This is a genomic window from Ancylobacter amanitiformis (assembly GCF_030814815.1).
GTDB classification, from domain to species: Bacteria; Pseudomonadota; Alphaproteobacteria; order Rhizobiales; family Xanthobacteraceae; genus Ancylobacter; species Ancylobacter amanitiformis.
Window position 1 is genome coordinate 1 of record NZ_JAUSVR010000021.1, and the last position, 18,272, is coordinate 18,272.

18 protein-coding genes and 1 tRNA gene are annotated in these 18,272 nt (G+C 66.7%); 12 read left to right on the top strand and 7 right to left on the bottom strand.

Features of this window, described 5'->3' with window-relative positions; genetic code table 11:
• Positions 1 to 98 precede the first annotated feature (98 nt).
• Entirely contained in the window at positions 99 to 464 is a 366-nt protein-coding gene (locus QOZ99_RS19695; protein WP_306891704.1) for a LysR substrate-binding domain-containing protein, read from the top strand.
• 106 nt (positions 465 to 570) lie between these two features.
• Here QOZ99_RS19695 and QOZ99_RS19700 read toward each other — a convergent pair whose 3' ends face one another.
• Both QOZ99_RS19700 and QOZ99_RS19705 read right to left on the bottom strand, forming a co-directional pair.
• Positions 571 to 912 (bottom strand): hypothetical protein, encoded by a 342-nt coding sequence (locus QOZ99_RS19700; protein WP_306891705.1) that lies wholly within the window; start codon positions 910 to 912, stop codon positions 571 to 573.
• Between the two features lie 83 nt (positions 913 to 995).
• Positions 996 to 1,072: transfer RNA gene (locus tag QOZ99_RS19705), tRNA-Arg, on the bottom strand.
• Between the two features lie 381 nt (positions 1,073 to 1,453).
• On the opposite strand from QOZ99_RS19705, the gene QOZ99_RS19710 reads away from it, so the two are divergent.
• Entirely contained in the window at positions 1,454 to 2,299 is an 846-nt protein-coding gene (locus tag QOZ99_RS19710) for a HesA/MoeB/ThiF family protein (protein WP_306891706.1), read from the top strand.
• Between the two features lie 34 nt (positions 2,300 to 2,333).
• Here QOZ99_RS19710 and QOZ99_RS19715 read toward each other — a convergent pair whose 3' ends face one another.
• A complete protein-coding gene (locus tag QOZ99_RS19715; RefSeq protein ID WP_183191753.1) occupies positions 2,334 to 3,335 on the bottom strand; it encodes a 2-hydroxyacid dehydrogenase in 1,002 nt (333 codons plus the stop codon).
• A 307-nt stretch (positions 3,336 to 3,642) separates the two neighbouring features.
• On the opposite strand from QOZ99_RS19715, the gene QOZ99_RS19720 reads away from it, so the two are divergent.
• Positions 3,643 to 4,185 carry an SH3 domain-containing protein gene (locus tag QOZ99_RS19720; RefSeq protein ID WP_306891707.1) on the top strand — a complete coding sequence of 181 codons (543 nt, stop codon included), beginning with the start codon at positions 3,643 to 3,645 and terminating at the stop codon, positions 4,183 to 4,185.
• Here the strand turns inward: QOZ99_RS19720 and QOZ99_RS19725 are convergent.
• Positions 4,161 to 4,595: a tautomerase family protein gene (locus tag QOZ99_RS19725; protein WP_306891708.1), complete on the bottom strand. Its 435-nt coding sequence runs from the start codon at positions 4,593 to 4,595 to the stop codon at positions 4,161 to 4,163. The two genes, QOZ99_RS19720 and QOZ99_RS19725, sit on opposite strands and share 25 nt — an antisense overlap.
• 93 nt (positions 4,596 to 4,688) lie before the next feature.
• On the opposite strand from QOZ99_RS19725, the gene QOZ99_RS19730 reads away from it, so the two are divergent.
• Positions 4,689 to 5,531 (top strand): LysR substrate-binding domain-containing protein, encoded by an 843-nt coding sequence (locus QOZ99_RS19730; protein WP_306891709.1) that lies wholly within the window; start codon positions 4,689 to 4,691, stop codon positions 5,529 to 5,531.
• Between the two features lie 69 nt (positions 5,532 to 5,600).
• Here QOZ99_RS19730 and irrA read toward each other — a convergent pair whose 3' ends face one another.
• A complete protein-coding gene (irrA, locus tag QOZ99_RS19735; RefSeq protein ID WP_183191758.1) occupies positions 5,601 to 6,131 on the bottom strand; it encodes an iron response transcriptional regulator IrrA in 531 nt (176 codons plus the stop codon).
• Between the two features lie 399 nt (positions 6,132 to 6,530).
• On the opposite strand from irrA, the gene fabA reads away from it, so the two are divergent.
• The 3 genes from fabA (at position 6,531) to fabI (ending at position 9,246) form a co-directional block, all read left to right on the top strand.
• Entirely contained in the window at positions 6,531 to 7,037 is a 507-nt protein-coding gene (gene fabA / locus QOZ99_RS19740) for a 3-hydroxyacyl-[acyl-carrier-protein] dehydratase FabA (RefSeq protein WP_183191823.1), read from the top strand.
• Between the two features lie 120 nt (positions 7,038 to 7,157).
• Positions 7,158 to 8,381, top strand: coding sequence for a beta-ketoacyl-ACP synthase I (gene fabB / locus QOZ99_RS19745; RefSeq protein ID WP_306891710.1), 1,224 nt, complete (start codon positions 7,158 to 7,160; stop codon positions 8,379 to 8,381).
• A 28-nt stretch (positions 8,382 to 8,409) separates the two neighbouring features.
• Positions 8,410 to 9,246: an enoyl-ACP reductase FabI gene (fabI, locus tag QOZ99_RS19750; protein WP_306891711.1), complete on the top strand. Its 837-nt coding sequence runs from the start codon at positions 8,410 to 8,412 to the stop codon at positions 9,244 to 9,246.
• 127 nt (positions 9,247 to 9,373) lie between these two features.
• On the opposite strand, the gene QOZ99_RS19755 is transcribed toward fabI, so the two are convergent.
• Both QOZ99_RS19755 and QOZ99_RS19760 read right to left on the bottom strand, forming a co-directional pair.
• Entirely contained in the window at positions 9,374 to 10,225 is an 852-nt protein-coding gene (locus tag QOZ99_RS19755; RefSeq protein ID WP_306891712.1) for a prephenate dehydratase, read from the bottom strand.
• 24 nt (positions 10,226 to 10,249) lie between these two features.
• Positions 10,250 to 10,993, bottom strand: a complete 744-nt coding sequence (locus QOZ99_RS19760) for a 3-deoxy-manno-octulosonate cytidylyltransferase (RefSeq protein ID WP_306891713.1) — start codon at positions 10,991 to 10,993, stop codon at positions 10,250 to 10,252.
• 216 nt (positions 10,994 to 11,209) lie between these two features.
• Here QOZ99_RS19760 and QOZ99_RS19765 point away from each other — a divergent pair, with 216 nt between their 5' ends.
• The 5 genes from QOZ99_RS19765 to QOZ99_RS19785 all read left to right on the top strand — a co-directional run bounded on the left by QOZ99_RS19765 (position 11,210) and on the right by QOZ99_RS19785 (position 18,251).
• Positions 11,210 to 11,791: a c-type cytochrome gene (locus tag QOZ99_RS19765; protein ID WP_306891714.1), complete on the top strand. Its 582-nt coding sequence runs from the start codon at positions 11,210 to 11,212 to the stop codon at positions 11,789 to 11,791.
• 262 nt (positions 11,792 to 12,053) lie between these two features.
• Positions 12,054 to 13,961, top strand: coding sequence for an extracellular solute-binding protein (locus tag QOZ99_RS19770; RefSeq protein WP_306891715.1), 1,908 nt, complete (start codon positions 12,054 to 12,056; stop codon positions 13,959 to 13,961).
• 59 nt (positions 13,962 to 14,020) lie between these two features.
• A complete protein-coding gene (locus tag QOZ99_RS19775; protein WP_370876898.1) occupies positions 14,021 to 15,868 on the top strand; it encodes an extracellular solute-binding protein in 1,848 nt (615 codons plus the stop codon).
• 98 nt (positions 15,869 to 15,966) lie between these two features.
• The gene (locus tag QOZ99_RS19780) at positions 15,967 to 17,073 is read left to right on the top strand and encodes a microcin C ABC transporter permease YejB (protein WP_306891717.1); all 1,107 of its coding nucleotides are present in this window, start codon (positions 15,967 to 15,969) and stop codon (positions 17,071 to 17,073) included.
• Positions 17,073 to 18,251 carry an ABC transporter permease gene (locus tag QOZ99_RS19785; RefSeq protein WP_370876897.1) on the top strand — a complete coding sequence of 393 codons (1,179 nt, stop codon included), beginning with the start codon at positions 17,073 to 17,075 and terminating at the stop codon, positions 18,249 to 18,251. Before QOZ99_RS19780 ends, QOZ99_RS19785 begins: the two co-directional genes overlap by 1 nt.
• Positions 18,252 to 18,272 lie beyond the last annotated feature (21 nt).

An 18,272-nucleotide genomic window follows, 5' to 3' on the forward strand; every position in this document is an offset into this window, starting at 1 on the left:
CGCTCGCTCAGCAGGAACAAATCACCCATGCCAGCCTCCTCAAGGGAGACTGTGAATCACAACTCAAGGCAGATTAATAGGTCCTGAGCCTAGATGAGGTGGGAGATCTCGCACGGCACACGCTTCTGCAGGTTGCCAGCATGCCCAGGCTCTGGCGCGACTGGCTGGCGAAGGCCGGACATGGCGCGCTCGAACCGGCGGCGACGCTGACGCTGGATCATTTCTACCTCTCGATCCAGGCGGCGGTGGACGGGCTCGGCGTGGCAATGGCGCCGTCCACCCTGATCGAGGACGATGTGCGAGCTGGGCGGCTGGTGACGCCCTTTCCACAGATCTCGCTGCCGTCGCGCAGCTATTTCGCCTACACGCCTCTCGGCTCACCGCTACGCGCCGCTAGCGACACGATATGCGCGTGGATCGAGGAGTTCGACGGCGCGCCCAGCACGCCGGTCGGTGAGCCGTAGCAGCCGATCGCGCTCCCCGGCGTTGATCGAATGGCTGCCTGACGCAAAGCCCGACCGGCACTGATCCGCGTATGCGCGCGAGCGGCCCCACGCGAATGCCGGCCGCCTACGAGCTCAGCCCGCATAGGCCCGACCGCTCGACCTCTTCAATCCGCCAGCTAGAAGCGTTTTCGCCCTGCGCGACCCGCCGCGCGGCGAGCAGGAGCTGGCAGACATCCGGAGCCATTCGCGCACTGCCGCTTTCCCGCGGCGGCCCCGCTCGGTCGTTTAACGGCAGCACAAAGACGCGCCCGCCCTCGATGTCGTATTGGTCGACCGGGGTCAGGCCTGTGTAACGAGAGAATTCAGCCATCGTCATGCCGACGATCGGACGCATGCGATCTGGCGGGTGATTCTCGAACTCAGAAACGTTCTGGCACCCCGCCGCCGACAAAGCCGTGATGACCACGGCGCAAGTCGCCTTTATGTGGGACGAGTGTGTGGGACAGCCCGATCCCAGGCCCGCAAAACGAGCTAAGCTATTGAAAAGATTGGCGCACCCGGCACGATTCGAACGTGCGACCTCTGCCTTCGGAGGGCAGCGCTCTATCCAGCTGAGCTACGGGTGCATCGGCGCTTGAGGCGCGAGCCACGTCTTCATAGTCGAATGACCGCAGCCGGGCAACCGTTCTGGGGGCCGCGCCGCACAGCTTCTCGCGGGCTGGTGGAACGCAGCTTCCGCCTTCGACCGCCATCGCGCCCGGATCCGCGAAACCGGGGCCGACATGCCTCCTTGACCGACGCTATCGCGGGGCCATGGCTTCGCGAGCGGAGCCGGGATTCCTTATGGCCGCCCCATGGCGGCATGCCCAGTTGGACCCGTTTCTCAAAACCAGCGCCTCTCAGGGCCGGCGCCCCCCACCCCGACCCGTCGCGGAGCCACGGCCCCGCGTTGATCGGCGGGCACGGCCGCTTCTGGCGGGCGGCGCTGTCATTGCTATATTGCTGGCATGATGAGCACCGATGCCCCGCCCGCCCCCGCCCGCCCCTCCCTGTTCTCGGCCGACGAGGTCGAGCGCTATGCCCGCCATCTCGTGCTCGCCGAAATCGGCGGGCCGGGCCAGCAGAAGCTGAAGAAGGCCAGCATCCTGGTGGTGGGTGCCGGCGGGCTGGGCGCCCCGGCCCTGCTCTATCTCGCCGCCGCCGGCGTCGGGCGCCTCGTCATCGTCGACGATGATGAGGTCTCGCTGTCCAATCTGCAGCGGCAGGTGATCCACACCACGGCCGCGATCGGGCAGCCCAAGACGACGAGCGCGCAGGCTTTCATCGCCGCGCTCAACCCGCATGTGACAGTGGAGGCGGTCAATGAGCGCCTCACCGCCGACAATGCGCCGGCGCTTCTCGCGTCAGTCGATGTGGTGATCGACGGCTCGGACAATTTCGCCACGCGCTATCTGGTCTCGGATGCCTGCGCGCTTTCGGCCAAGCCGCTGGTGACGGCGGCGCTGGGGCGTTTCGATGCCACGGTGACGACGCTGCGCGCCCATGAGACCGGCGCGGACGGCACGCCCAACCCGACCTATCGCTGCCTGTTTCCCGAGCCCCCGCCCACCGGCACGGTGCCCACCTGCGCGGAAGCCGGCATACTCGGCGCGCTGGCCGGCATCGCCGGTTCGCTGGTGGCGCTGGAGGCGGTTCGCGCCATTGTCGGCTTCGGCGAGGGGCTGGTGGGGCGCCTGCTGATGATCGACGCCCGCGCCATGCGGTTCGAAACGCTCAACTATGGCTGGGACCCGGACAACCCGCTGACCGGCACGAACCCCACCATCACCGACCTGTCGCGACACCGGACTTAGGCCATCGCGCCCCCCCGCGCGCAGGCCCGCGGCATCACAGCATGTTCGGCAGCACGCGATCCGGCGGGCGGTGGTCGTCCATGAACGCACGGATGTTCACGATCACCTTCTCGCCGGTGTCGATGCGCGCCTCGACGGTGGCCGAGCCCATATGCGGCAACAGCACCACCTTGCCGGTTCGGGCGAGCTTGAGCAGCTTGGGGCTGACCGCCGGCTCGCGCTCGAACACGTCGAGCCCGGCGCCGGCGATGTCGCCCGCCTCGATCATGCGAATCAGCGCATGCTCGTCGATCACCTCGCCGCGCGCCGTGTTCACGATATAGGCATCGGGCCGAACCAGCTTGAGCCGGCGCGCCGAGAGAAGATGATAGGTGCCCGGCGTGTGCGGGCAGTTGACGGACAGGATGTCCATCCGCGCCAGCATCTGGTCGAGGCTGTCCCAATAGGTGGCTTCCAGCTCTTCCTCGATCTGGGCGGGGAGCGGATGCCGGTTGTGATAGTGGATCTGCAGCCCGAACGCCTTGGCGCGGCGGGCGACCGCCTGGCCGATGCGGCCCATGCCGATGATACCGAGACGCTTGCCCCAGATGCGGTGCCCGAGCATCCAGGTCGGCGACCAGCCGGGCCATTGCCCGTCCCCGGCCGTGACCAGGGCGGCGCCCTCGCTCAACCGGCGCGGCACCGCGAGGATGAGCGCCATCGTCATGTCGGCGGTGTCTTCGGTGAGCACGCCGGGCGTGTTGGTGATGGTGATGCCGCGCGCGGTGGCCGCGGCGACGTCGATATGATCGACGCCATTGCCGAAATTGGCGATCAGCTTGAAATTAGGCCCCGCCGCCTCGATCACCCGCGCATCGATGCGGTCGCACAGAGCCGGCACCAGCACGTCGGCGGTGGCCATGGCCTCGGCTAGCGCGGCCTGCGACATGGGAACGTCGTCGACATTCAGGCGCGCGTCGAACAATTCGCGCATGCGGGTTTCGATCTTGTCGGGCAACCTGCGCGTCACGACCACGAGAGGCTTTTTGCGGGCCATGTCACTCCCCGGAGGAATACGCGTCGGTAATCAAGCTCCCGTTAACGCTGAAGGCTCACACTCGCGCCGTGGGGGGCGACGCGTTCATTAGCAGACGGGTTCGCGAAACACAAAAATGTACCGAATGCGGTGCAGGCGGAGTGTCAGCGGCGGCCCGGCAGGGCGCGAGGCCGGCACGACGACGCAGACGAATAGGTGAATAAGCGGGATGACAAGCAAGAAACGGCTTCGGATCGAGGCAGAGCAAGGCAACCACGTGCCTCTTTCGCCGCGGCGCGATCGCGCAGGCGCCTGCAGGCGGGGTGGAATGCTGGGCACGATTCTCGCCGTGACACTCGCCGCGGCGAGCCTGCTCGCCCCGCCCGTCGCGGTCCCGGCCGGTGCGCAGGACGCGGCGGATGCGAAAGGTCCGGTCGGCCGTGCCAGCGGTCTGCCGATTCCCCGCTTCCTCAGCCTGAAGGCCGACAAGGTGAACGTGCGTTCGGGGCCCACGCGAGACCATGCCGTCGCCTGGGTGTTCACCCGCGCCGGCCTGCCGGTGGAAGTGACCGCCGAATTCGAGACGTGGCGGCGCATCCGTGATTCGGATGGTTCGGAGGGCTGGGTCTACCACTCCATGCTGTCCTCGCGGCGCACCGCTCTCGTGAGCCCCTGGCTCAAGGGCGAGCCGACCACGCTCTATGCCTCGGCCGACAAGACCTCGGGCGTGCGGGCGCGGCTCGAACCCGGCGTGCTCGGCAAGGTCGAGCATTGCGACGGCAAATGGTGCCGCTTCTTCGACAACGGGTTCGACGGCTATGTCGAGCAGGAACGGCTCTGGGGCGTCTATCCCGGCGAAAAGATCGACTGAGCCGGCGGTACGGGGCGGCCGGCGATGTAGCGGCGCTCCTGCGTGAGGCCGCCATAGCCATAGGCATCGGCGCGGGCCTCCACCACATGGACATAGCTCTCCGGATGGAGCGGGCCGAGCAACTCGGCCATGGTGGCGAAGGTGGCGGCGATGAACGCGGCCTTCTCGTCCTTGCTATTGGTGCCTTCGGTGATCCGGATGTCGAGCCAGAAGGCGGCGGAGCCCTGCTCCGACAGGCGGCGCCCGCCGCAGAACCAGCGGTCAGCCGCCACTTCCTCCACCAGCACCGCGGTCACGGACGGATCCTTGCCGAGCCATTGCTCGGCAAGCCGCGCCGCAGCGCCGGCAATGGTCGCCTCCCCCTGCGACAGCGTGAGGGGTGAAGCGAACTTAATCTGGATCATCGGCATGGCGCCCTCCTCGATCAGGTGATGAGGTGTCGTAGCGCAGTCCGCATCATGTTATAATGTTGTTTATTCATCTATCTATGATAACAAAATTATATGACTGATCGCCCGCTCGATCTCGATCTCGTCCAGGCCTTCGTCCATGTGGCGGAATTGTCGAGCTTCACGCGCGCGGCCGAGGCGCTGGGCGGCACGCAGGCCGGCATCAGCCTGAAGCTGCGCAAGCTGGAGCAACGCCTGGGGCGTTCGCTGCTGGAGCGCACGCCCCGCCTCGTGCGCCTGACATCCGACGGCGCCGATTTCATGGAACGCGCCCGCCGTCTGCTGGCGGCGGACCGCGAGGCCCGGCAGTGGGAAGCACCTACGCCGCCGCGGCTGCGGCTCGGCATCAGCGACCACACCACGGGCGACACCCTGCCGGCGCTGCTGCAACGCCTCGCCACGGTCAGCCCGGACATCGCATTCGACGTGCGGATGGGCTTTTCGCGGCCTCTGCTCGACGCTTATGACGCCGGGGAATTCGACGCCGCGCTGGTGCGCCGGGAAGGCGATCGGCGCGACAGCGAGGTGCTGCGCCGCGATGCCTATGGCTGGTTCGCCGCAAAGCACTGGCGACAGGTCGGGGCGATCGTGCCCCTCGCCTTGCTGGCCGCCCCGTGCGGCGTGCGGGCCACCGCCACCCGCGCGCTCGACGATGCCGGCCTGCGCTGGCGCGAGGCATTTACCGGCGGCAGCGTGTCGTCGGTCAGCGCGGCGGTGGCCGCCGGACTGGCGATCGCGCCGATGGCCGGCCATCTCGCGCCGCCCGGAAGCGAGGATGTCGGCCCTCGCCTCGGCCTGCCGACCTTGCCCATGGCGGACGTGATTCTCGTCGCCCGCGCCGGCGACCCCGCGAACCGCCGCGCCCTGCGCGCATTCGCGGCCTTCCTGAAGGCGTGAGCCGGCCCGTCGCCGCAAACAAAAAGGCCGGTCACAGGACCGGCCTTTCGCAGGATCGAGCGTTCAGTCTCAGGAGCGGCGCTTGGGGCGCAGACGGACCACGACATCGACGCGGGCGACCTCATAGCCCTCGGGCGGCTCGGGAATGCGCTCCACCTCGACCGCGGCGCTGGGAATGTCGAGAAGGTGGTTCTCGCCTTCCATGAAGAAGTGATGGTGATCCGACGGGTTGGTGTCGAAATAGGTCTTCGACCCGTCGATCGCCAGTTCGCGCAGCAGGCCGACCTCGGTGAACTGGTGCAGCGTGTTGTACACGGTGGCCAGCGACACCGGGAAACGGGCCTTGATGGCTTCCTCGTGCAGGATTTCCGCCGATACATGGCGGTCGCCCTTGGCGAAGAGCAGCCAGCCGAGCGCGAGGCGCTGGCGCGTGGGGCGCAGGCCGACATCGCGCAGCATGTGCCGCACATCGTGGAAGGGACAGCCGGTACGGGCATTGCCGGCGCCATCGCGCAGCTTGGCGACCGGAAGCACCGGCTCCTCGTCATCGACCACGACGCGGGATACGGCCACTGGGTGGGGGCGAAACGCTTCGCTCATCTCGACATCCGACTCTTGCAGCCCGGCCCTTGTCACCGCCCCTGCCCGGGCGAGAAAAAGACCGTGTCCGTCATATGACAACGATGCCACGACTTAACACGCCGCCAGCACCGCAATTTTTCACCCGCACTATATCTGCACGCGAAGCGCAGGGGCAATATCGGCTTTGATGATCGTAATCATTCCAATCTGCCGGCCGTTGCTGGACCAGCGCTGTCACGGCCGTGACATTTTGGATTCGGGTACCGCCGGCAGGCGACTTTGAGCCGGCAAGCCCCTGTGTTAGGAAGCGCAGCGGTCGACGGTCCGAACCATGGGGTTCCGGCGGCAGCTGACGCAGGGGCCGAGCCGGTCGCCTGCCGAGAAAGCAGAAGAAACAACGTGGGTGATACGGGGACGATGGTCGAGCGGCAGACAAGCTTTAATTACGAGGAACTGCTTGCGTGCGGACGCGGGGAGCTTTTCGGTCCGGGCAACGCCCAGCTGCCGGCGCCGCCGATGCTGATGTTCGACCGCATCACCGAGATTTCGGATGATGGCGGCCCGAACGGCAAGGGGCATGTGCGCGCCGAACTCGACGTCCGGCCGGACCTCTGGTTCTTCTCCTGCCATTTCATCGGCGATCCCGTCATGCCGGGCTGCCTTGGGCTCGATGCGCTGTGGCAGATGGTGGGCTTTCACCTCGGCTGGCTGGGCGCGCCGGGGCGCGGCCGGGCGCTGGGTGTCGGCGAGATCAAGTTTTCCGGTCAGGTGCTGCCCACGGTCAAGAACGTGGTGTACGGCATTGATTTCAAGCGCGTCATGCGTTCCAAGCTGGTGCTCGGCATCGCCGATGGCTGGCTGGCCGCCGATGGCGAAGTCATCTATCGCGCCAGCGATCTGAAGGTCGGCCTGTTCCAGACCTGAGAATCGTTACGTGCGGGCCATCCCTTGCGAACCGATCCTCGTGAGCGCCCCGCGTGAGCTGGCCTCTTGCGAAGCGCCGCACGCGGCGCCATTTCGCGTGCTTTGAAGGAAAGGAAGCCTATGCGCCGCGTTGTCGTAACCGGAATGGGCATTGTCTCGTCGATCGGCAACTCCGCGCAGGAGGTGCTGGCCGCGCTGCACGAGGGCAAGAGCGGCATCACCCGCTCCCAGAGCTATGTCGATCTCGGCTTCCGCAGCCAGGTGCATGGCGCTCCGCAGCTTGACGCCAGCGCGATCGTCGACCGCCGCGCCATGCGTTTCCACGGCGGCGGCACCGCCTGGAATCACGTCGCCATGGATCAGGCGATCCGCGACGCCGGGCTTGAGGAGCACGAAATCTCCAATGAGCGCACCGGACTGGTGATGGGCTCGGGCGGCTCCTCCACCCGCACCATCGTGGAAGCGGCGGACATCACCCGCAAGAACAGCAGCCCCAAGCGGGTCGGTCCCTTCGCGGTGCCGAAGGCGATGGGCTCCACCGCCTCGGCGACGCTGTCGACCTGGTTCAAGATCAAGGGCGCGAGCTATTCCATCTCCGCCGCCTGCGCCACCACCAATATCTGCATCGGCAACGCCGCCGAGCAGATCCTGTGGGGCAAGCAGGACATCATGTTCGCCGGCGGCTGCGAGGACCTCGACTGGACCCTGTCGGATCTGTTCGACGCCATGGGCGCCATGTCCTCCGACTATAATGATCGCCCCTCGGTCGCGTCCCGCCCCTATGACAAGAACCGCGACGGCTTCGTCATCTCCGGCGGTGCCGGCGTGCTGGTCCTGGAAGAGCTGGAGCATGCCAAGGCCCGCGGCGCGCGCATCTATGCCGAGATCGTCGGCTATGGCGCCTCCTCGGACGGCGCCGACATGGTCGCCCCCTCCGGCGAGGGCGCGGCCCGCGCCATGCAGCTGGCGCTCCGGGACGTGAAGGGCGGGATCGACTACATCAACCCGCACGCCACCTCGACGCCGATCGGCGACCTCAAGGAAATCGAGGCGATTCGCGCCGTGTTCGGCGACAAGGCCCCGCCCATCTCCGCCACCAAGTCGCTGACCGGCCACTCGCAGGGCGCCACCGGCGTGCACGAGGCGATCTACTCGATCCTGATGATGCAGAACGGCTTCATCTCGGCGAGCGCCCATATCGACGAGATCGACCCGGCCTTCGCCGACATGCCGATCGTGCGCGAGCGCGTCGACAATGTGAAGCTCGGCCGGGTGCTCTCCAACGGCTTCGGCTTCGGCGGCACCAACGCTGTCCTGGTGCTGCAGCACCCGGAAGCGGCCTGACCGGCCCCGACCTGAAGGGACAACGACCATGAGCCTGATGAAGGGCAAGCGCGGCCTCGTCATGGGTGTCGCCAACGATCATTCGATCGCCTGGGGCATCGCCAAGTCGCTGGCCGACCAGGGGGCGGAACTCGCCTTCACCTATCAGGGCGAGGCGCTGGGCCGGCGGGTCAAGCCACTCGCCGAAAGCGTCGGCAGCGATACGGTGCTGGCCTGCGATGTCGAGGACATCGCCACGGTCGACGCCACCTTCGAGGCGCTGCAGCAGAAATGGGGCAGCATCGACTTCCTCGTCCATGCCATCGGCTTTTCCGACAAGAGCGAGTTGAAGGGGCGCTACGCCGACACCACGCGCGCCAATTTCGCGCGCACCATGGTGATCTCCTGCTTCTCCTTCACCGAGCTGGCCAAGCGCGCCGCCGCGCTGATGCCGCATGGCGGCTCGCTCATCACCCTCACCTATGGCGGCTCCACCCGCGTCATGCCCAATTACAACGTGATGGGCGTGGCCAAGGCGGCGCTGGAGGCGAGCGTGCGCTATCTCGCGGCCGATTACGGGCCGCAGGGCATCCGCGTGAACGCGATTTCCGCCGGCCCCATCCGCACTCTGGCGGGCGCGGGCATCGCCGATGCGCGGCTGATGTTCAACTACCAGAAGCGCCACGCGCCGCTGCGCCGCACCGTTTCCATCGACGAGGTCGGCGGCTCCGCGCTGTACCTGCTGTCCGACCTGTCGACCGGCGTGACCGGCGAGGTGCACTTCGTCGATTCCGGCTACAACATCATCTCGATGCCGCATCCCGACGCGTTGAAGGCGATCGAGGATGCCGAGGTCAGCGCCGGCGGCGTCGCGGCGGCGGAGTAGGTTTTTCCGCTCCCCTGCCCCCAAGGCAGGCCAGGCGATGCGCGGAGAGCCCGGAATCGCTTTCCAGGCTTCGCATCCACCATCCCGGATCGCCGGCGGCCACCCGGGACGGGTTTTCGAGCGAAGGCTACGCCCGGAGCGCGATCCGGTAGGGGTGGGCGGGATAGACGCCGAGGATGCGAACCTCCTTGGAGAAGAACGACAGTTCCTCCAGCGCCAGCTTCAGCCCGCGGTCGTCGGGATGGCCGTCGACATCGGCATAGAACTGCGTGGCGAAGAACTCGCCGTCCAGCTGGTAGGATTCCAGCTTGGTCATGTTGACGCCGTTGGTGGCGAAGCCGCCCAGCGCCTTGTAGAGCGCGGCCGGCACGTTGCGCACCCGGAACACGAAGGTGGTGACGGTCGGCCCGTTGCCGGCCTCGGCCCATTCACCTTCGCGGGCGAGGATGATGAAGCGCGTGGTGTTGTGCGCGTCGTCCTCGATATTCTCGGCGACGACGTCGAGCCCATAGATCTCCGATGCCAGCCGCGAGGCGATGGCGGCGCGGGTCGGATCGCCGGATTCCGCGACCAGACGGGCCGCTCCGGCCGTGTCGACGGCCACCACTGCCTTGAGGCCGAGCTTGCGAATCATGTTGCGGCACTGGCCGAGCGCCATGACATGGCTCTCCACCGTCTTCACCGTGGCGAGCGAGGCGCCGGGCACGGCCATGAGCTGATGCGATAGCGGCAGGAAGAATTCGCCGATGATGGTGAGGCCGGAAGTCGGCATCAGGTGATGGATGTCGGCGACGCGGCCGGCGATCGAATTCTCGATCGGGATCATGCCGAGATCCGCCTCGCCATTCTTCAGCGCCGCGAAGGCATCCTCGAAGGTCGCGCAGGGCACCGCCTCGAATTCGGGAAACACCTCGCGGCAGGCAATGTGCGAATTGGCGCCCGGCTCGCCCTGGAACACGACGGTGCGGCGGGTGGTCATGATCTTGTCCTCGACTCTTCTGTTCTAAGCTTCGCGAGCGAGCAGCGAGCGTGCCCGTTCCAGATCCTCGGGCGTATCCACCCCCAGCGGCACGGTGTCGACGACGGCGACATCGATGCGCATCCCCGCCTCCAGCGCGCGCAGCTGCTCCAGCTTCTCGCGGCTCTCCAGCGGCGAGGGCGGCAGCGCGACGAAGCGCTCCAGCGCGGCGCGGCGATAGGCGTAGAGGCCGATGTGATGGAACAGCGGCCCCTCGCCATGCGGCGCGGTGGCACGGGTGAAATAGAAGGCGCGCAGGCGCGCGGGCGAGACCTGCGTCCCCACCACCTTGACCACATTGGGATTGGTGCGCTCGCCCGCGTCCACGATTTCCGCCGCCAGTGTGCCGATATCCACCGCCGGATCGTCCAGGAGCGCGACGGCGGCGCGGATCAGCCCGGGATCCAGCGTCGGCAGGTCGCCCTGCACGTTGACGATGCGGCGAGCGCGGCCCTCGGGATCGACATGACCGAGCGCCTCGAAGATTCGGTCCGAGCCGGACGCGTGGTCGGAACGGGTCATGACGACCTCGTATCCCGCGCCCGCCACCGCCGCGCGCACGTCCTCATCGTCGGTGGCGACCACGACCCGGCCGATCCCTGCCGCGACGGAACGCCGCGTCACCTCGACGATCATGGAACGGCCGCCGACATCGGCGAGCGGCTTGCCGGGCAGCCGGGTGGACGCCATGCGGGCCGGAATCAGAATAAGTGTGTCCCCTGCGGACATGTGCAGGCCTTCGCATGAGTTTAGGCGGGGCGCGCGCCGCGCCGCGAGTGGCGAAACGTAGCAATCGCGGGGCGCTTATACGGGTTGCACGTCAACCGTCAAAATGATTAGTTCCGCCGCGCGATTGGCGGCCGCGTCAGGTGGCTGTTACAGTCGGAGGGGCGTCGGCGAACCGGCCGGAGGGAACGCCGCCGGGTTTAGGGAGCATCAATTTCAATGGACGGCTTCGAGCTGAACAAGATTGCTGGGGCAGTTCTGGGCGTGCTGACCTTCACGCTCGGCCTGAACGTTTTTGCCGACATCCTTTTTTCCAGCCATGCGCCGGAAAAGCCGGGCTTCGAGATCGTCGTGCAGGAGACATCGACCGGGTCCGCCCAGGCGGCCGCGCCGGCCGAGGTGCCGATCGCCGAGCTGCTCGGCGCCGCGAGTGCGGAGAAGGGCGCCGCCGTCGCCAAGAAGTGCGCTGCCTGTCATAATTTCGTGGAAGGCGCCGGCGCCAAGGTGGGCCCGGACCTCTACGGCATCGTCGGCCGTCCGGTCGCCAGCGCGGAGGGCTTCGCCTATTCCGCCGCCCTGAAGGCGCATGGCGGCACCTGGACCTTCGATGAGCTGGCGGCCTTCATCAAGAACCCCAAGGCCGATATTCCCGGCACCGCCATGGGCTTTGCCGGCATCGCCAAGGAAACCGAGCGCGCGGACCTGCTGGTCTATCTCAACACGCTCTCGCACAGCCCGCAGCCGCTGCCCACGCCCGGCGCGGCACCCGCACCGGCGGCGGCTCCCGCGCCTGCCAACTGATCGGGCTTCGCGCGGGAACCCTCGCGTTGGTTTGCTTCGAAATTCACGTTTCCGTCAGGCCGGTGGCGCTTCGCGCCCCGGCCTTATTCTTTTCGGAACGTAACGGTTCATAATCCGGCGAACGGTCGTCCGGCGCGGCTGCGCCGCGATACGGGGCACCACCCGCCTGCCACGAGGAGCCTGAATGAACACCCGCCCCGCTCTCCGCCGCGCGCCATGCCGCGCGCCACGCCGCGCCCCTGCCGTGAATCCCGGGACGGCAATGCTGAGTGCGGCCCTGCTCGGGCTGATTCTGCTGGCCGGGCCGGCATGGGCGCAAGAGGTAGCGCCAGCGGCGACGCAAGAGGCGGCGCCAGCGGCAGCCCAGCAGCCCTCTCCCTCCGCGAGCCCTGTGGCGGAGACGCGCGTATGGCATCACGCGCTCTCGCTGCTGGGCACGCCGAAATACCCCGACGGTTTCAAGCATTTCGACTATGTGAACCCCGACGCGCCCAAGGGCGGGCTGCTGCGCCTGTCCTATGACGGCACCTTCGATTCGCTGAACGACATCATCACCCGCGGCACGCCGGTGGTGGGCCTGCAACTGATCTACGACACGCTGATGGCGCCCTCCTCCGATGAGGTGGCGACCGAATATGGCCTGCTGGCGGAAGCGGTGAGCTACCCCGCGGATTTCGCCTCTGTAACCTATCGCCTGCGTCCGGAAGCCAAGTGGCATGACGGCCAGCCGGTGACCGCGGAAGACGTGGTGTGGTCGTTCGAGCAACTGACGAAGAACAACCCGCGCCAGGCCTATTATTACAGCCACGTCAAATCCGCCGCCGTGACCGGCGAGCGCGAAGTGACCTTCACCTTCGATCAGGCGGGCAATCGCGAACTGCCGCAGATCGTCGGCCAGATCCGTGTCATGCCCAAGCACTGGTGGACCGGCACCGATTCCAACGGCAAGCCGCGCGACATCAGCCAGACCACGCTGGAAATCCCGCTCGGCTCGGGCCCCTACAAGATCAAGCAGGTAGTGCCCGGCCGCACCATCGCTTTCGAGCGCGTGCCCGATTATTGGGGCCGCGACCTGCCGGTGAATGTCGGCACCAATAATTTCAACGAGCAGCGCTACGAGTATTTCCGCGACAGCACGGTGGAGCTCGAGGCCTTCAAGGGCGACCAGTACGATTTCCGTGTCGAGACCTCCGCCAAGGACTGGGCGACCGCCTATGATTTCCCGGCGGTGAAACAGGGCAAGGTGATCTTGGAGGAGTTTGCCAACCGCGCCTCGGGCCAGATGCAGGCCTTCATCCCCAATCTGCGGCGCGAGAAGTTCCAGGACCAGCGGGTACGGCGCGCGCTCAACCTCGCGCTCGATTTCGACGGCATGAACCGCACCCTGTTCTTCGGCCAGTACAAGCGCACCTCGAGCTATTTCCAGAACACCGAACTGGCCTCCTCCGGCCTGCCGCAGGGCAAGGAGCTGGAGATTCTGGAAAGCGTGAAGGACAAGGTGCCCGCGTCCGTCTTCACCACGCCCTACACCAACCCGGAAGGCTGGAGCGAGGGTCTGCGGCGCAGCAATCTGCGCGAGGCGGCAAACCTCTTGCGGCAGGCCGGTTTCGAGATAAAGAGCGGCAAGCTGGTGAACGCCAAGGGCGAGCCCTTCACCCTGGAGATTCTCATCGCCAATCCCGCCTTCGAGCGCGTCGCCTTGTTCTACAAGCCGGGGCTGGAGCGGCTCGGCATCACCGTCACGGTCCGGCAGGTCGATACCTCGCAATATATCAACCGGCTGCGCGCCCGCGATTACGACATGATCATCGCCGGCTGGAGCCAGTCGCTGTCGCCCGGCAACGAGCAGCGCGATTTCTGGGGCTCGGATGCCGCCGATCGCGAAGGCTCGGGCAATTATGCCGGCATCAAGGACCCCGGTATCGACGCGCTGATCGAGAAGGTGATCTACGCCAAGGACCGCGGCGAACTGGTTGCCGCCACCCACGCGCTGGACCGCGCGCTGCTGGCGCATGATTACGTGGTGCCGAGCTGGAACTACCCCAACACGCGCACCGCGCGCTGGAACCGCTTCGGCCGGCCCGACAAGCTGCCGGAATATTCCTTCGGCTTCCCCGATATCTGGTGGTGGGACGCGCAGAAGGCGGCGCAGACCGGGGGGGGCCAGTGAGCGCTCCTCTCTCCCGCCGCGCCATCCTCACGCTGGCAGCCGGTGCGGGCGCGGGTGCGATGCTGGTGCGCCCGCGCGGCGCCTTCGCGCAAAGCTCGCCCCCAGCGCCGGCGGCCGCGCCGGCCTCACCGATCCCCGGTGGCGAGGTGCATGGCCTTTCCGCCTTCGGCGACCTGAAATACCCCGCCGATTTCAAGCATTTCGACTATGTCGACCCGGAGGCTGCCAAGGGCGGCAGTTTCTCGCAGGTCGGCTCGACGGCGGCCTTCAACCAGTCGTTCCAGACCTTCAATTCGCTGAACGGCTACATCCTCAAGGGCGACGGCGCGCAGGGCATCGATCTGATCTTCGATTCGCTGATGGTTCGCGCCTTCGATGAGCCGGACGCGGTCTACGGGCTGGTGGCAAGGAGCGTGTCCATCTCGCCGGACGGCACGGTCTACCGCTTTCGCCTGCGCCCCGAGGCGCGCTTCCACGACGGCACGAAGCTGACCGCCGAGGATGTCGCCTTCTCGCTCAACGTGCTGAAGGAGAAGGGCCACCCGGTCATCGGCCAGAACCTGCGGCAGATGGAGGGCGCGGAGGCGGAGGGCGAGGAGGTCGCCGTCGTCACCTTCTCCCCCGGACGGGCGCGCGACGTGCCGCTATTCGCGGCGTCGCTGCCGATCTTCTCGCGCGCCTATTACAGCGTGAAATCCTTCGAGGACAGTTCGCTGGATCCCCCGCTCGGCTCGGGCCCCTACAAGGTGGGCCGCTTCGAGCCGGGCCGCTATATCGCCTATGAGCGCGTGGCGGACTACTGGGGCGCGGGCCTGCCGGTGAATGCCGGGGTGAACAATTTCGACACGCTCCGCTACGAGTATTTCCGCGATCGCGAGGTCGGCTTCGAAGCGTTCAAGGCGCGCGCCTATCTGTTCCGGCAGGAATTCACCGCGCGCACCTGGGCCACCGGCTATGATTTCCCGGCGCTGCGCGAGGGCAAGGTCAAACAGGCCGTGCTGCCCGACAAGACCCCCTCGGGCGCGCAGGGCTGGTTCCTCAACCTCCGCCGCCCGCAATTTGCCGATCCGCGCATGCGCGAGGCGCTGTCCTATGCGTTCGACTTCGAATGGACCAACAAGAACCTGATGTTCGACCTCTACAGGCGGACGACCTCGTTCTTCGAGAATTCCGACCTGAAGGCGGAAGGCCCGGCCGGGCCGCAGGAGATCGCGCTGATGGAGCGGCTGGGCGACAAGCTCTCCGCCGCCGATATCGCCGCGCTCACGGGCGAGCCCTGGACGCCGCCGGTCTCGGACGGCTCGGGGCAGGACCGCACGCTGCTGCGCAAGGCGACGCACTTGCTGCGCGAGGCCGGCTGGGTGATCAAGGACGGAAGGCTGGTCGATCCGCAGGGGCAGGCGCTCACCATCGAGTTCCTCGACGACGAGAACGGGCTGGAGCGCCACACCGCTCCCTTCATCAAGAACCTCAAGCTGCTCGGCATCGAGGCACATTTCCGCCTCGTCGATTCGCCGCAATACCAGCGGCGGCTGAATGATTTCGACTTCGACGCGACGGTGCGGCGCTTCTCGGTCTCCACCGTGCCGGGCGAATCGCTGCGCAATTATTTCGGCTCGCGCGCCGCCGCCACGCCGGGCTCCAACAACCTGTCCGGCATCCAGGACCCGGTGGTGGACCTGCTGATCGAGCAGGTGATCCTTGCCGACACCCGGGACAAGCTGCGCACCGCCTGCCATGTGCTGGACCGCCGGCTGCGGGCGGGGCGCTACTGGGTGCCGCACTGGTATTCGGCCGAGTTTCGCATTGCCTTCTGGGACGAGTTCGGCTGGCCCTCCGTTCCGCGCCCGGCCTATGACCGGGCGATTCCGGGAATCTGGTCGGCGCGACAGAAGTCGGCGGGATGACGGATCGACCTAACAGGACGTTAAGTTGACGCCAGTGCCGACGACCGCCACCCTGTGCGCCGCTCGCTGAGGAAGCCCGGCGGAGAAAGCCTGATCGCATGCTCGCCTATATCGTCCGCCGTCTCGCCCTGATGGTGCCGACCATCGTCGGCATCATGCTGATCTCCTTCATCGTGGTGCAATTCGCCCCGGGCGGGCCGGTCGAGCGGGTGATCTCGCAGATCACCGGCGAGGGGACCGACGCCACCGCCCGCATTTCCGGCAGCGGCGGCGATTTCGGCGGCGGGGCGGGCGGCGCGCAGGCGGGCGACCCCACCGCCTCGAAATATCGCGGCGCGCAGGGGCTGGACCCCGCCTTCATCAAGGAACTGGAAAAGCAGTTCGGCTTCGACAAGCCGGCCTATGAGCGCTTCGGCAAGATGCTGTGGGACTATGCCCGCTTCGATTTCGGGCGCTCCTATTTCCGCGACATCTCGGTCATCGACCTCATCCTGGAGAAGATGCCGGTCTCGATCTCGCTCGGGCTGTGGATGACGCTGCTGACCTACGCCATCTCGATCCCGCTCGGCATCGCCAAGGCCGTGCGCGACGGCTCGCGCTTCGACATGTGGACCTCGGCGGTGATCATCGTCGGCTACGCCATACCGAGCTTCCTGTTCGCGATTCTCCTGATCATCCTGTTCGCCGGCGGCTCGTTCTTCTCGTGGTTCCCCTTGCGCGGGCTCACCTCCGACAATTGGGACCAGATGTCGCTGGGGGCCAAGATCCTCGATTATTTCTGGCACCTGGCTTTGCCGATCATCTCCATGGTGCTCGGCGCCTTCGCCACCATGGCGCTCCTGACCAAGAACTCGTTCCTCGACGAGATCCGCAAGCAATATGTCGTTACCGCGCGCATGAAGGGCCTGTCGGAACGCGCGGTGCTCTACCGCCATGTGTTCCGCAACGCGATGCTCATCATCATCGCCGGCTTTCCCGGCGCGTTCGTCGCCGCCTTCTTCTCCGGCTCGCTGTTGATCGAGACCATCTTCTCGCTCGACGGGCTGGGCCTGCTCGGCTTCGAGAGCGTGCTCAACCGCGATTATCCCGTGGTGTTCGCCAATCTCTACATCTTCTCGCTGGTCGGGCTGGTGGTGAACCTCATCTCCGATCTCACCTACACCTGGGTCGATCCGCGCATCGACTTCGACACGCGGGACGTCTGATGATGGACGCCGCCACGACGCCCCCCGCAACCCCGACGAACCCCACAACCGCCGCCATCGAGCCCGCGCCGCGCCGTCCGCGGCTGTCGCCCATCAACCAGCGCCGGCTCGCCAATTTCCGCCGCAACGGGCGCGGCTGGTGGAGCTTCTGGCTGTTCTCGGTGCTGTTCGTGCTCAGCCTGGGCGCGGAATTCATCGCCAACGACAAGCCGTTCCTGGTCGAGTATGACGGCGGCTATTATTTCCCCGGTCTGGTCGCCTATCCCGAGACCACGTTCGGCGGCGATTTCGAGACCGAGGCGGATTATCGCGACCCCTATCTCAAGAAACTGATCACGGAGAAGGGCGGCTGGATGATCTGGCCGCCGATCCGCTACAGCTATTCCACGCATAATCTCGACCTGCCGACCCCCGCCCCCTCCCCGCCGACCTGGATGCTGACCGACGCGCAATGCGCCCCGGTGGTCGAGAAACTCGGCCGCACCGGGGGCTGCGGCGCGCTGGAATGGAACTGGCTGGGCACGGACGACCAGGGCCGCGACGTGCTGGCCCGCCTCATCTACGGCTTCCGCCTCTCGGTGCTGTTCGGCCTGATCCTGACCCTCATCTCCTCCACCATCGGCGTGGCGGCCGGCGCGGTGCAGGGCTATTTCGGCGGCTGGACCGACCTTATCTTCCAGCGTTTCATCGAGATCTGGACCTCGATCCCCGCGCTCTACCTGCTGCTCATCATCTCCTCGATCCTCGCCCCCGGCTTCTGGGTGCTGCTCGGCATCCTCCTGCTGTTCTCGTGGGTGTCGCTGGTCGGGCTGGTGCGGGCGGAATTCCTGCGCGCGCGCAATTTCGAATATGTCCAGGCGGCCCGCGCGCTCGGCGTGTCGAACGGCGTCATCATGTGGCGACACATGCTGCCCAACGCGATGGTGGCGACGCTGACCATGCTGCCCTTCATCGTCTCCTCCTCGGTGATGACGCTCACCGCGCTCGACTTCCTCGGCTTCGGCCTTCCCCCCGGCTCGCCCTCGCTCGGCGAATTGCTGGCGCAGGGCAAGTCGAACGTGCAGGCGCCCTGGCTCGGCCTCACCGGCTTCTTCACCGTCGCCTTCATGCTGAGCCTGCTGATCTTCGTCGGCGAGGCCGTGCGCGACGCCTTCGACCCGAGGAAGACGTTCGAATGAGCGCCGTGGTAGGGTTGGCGG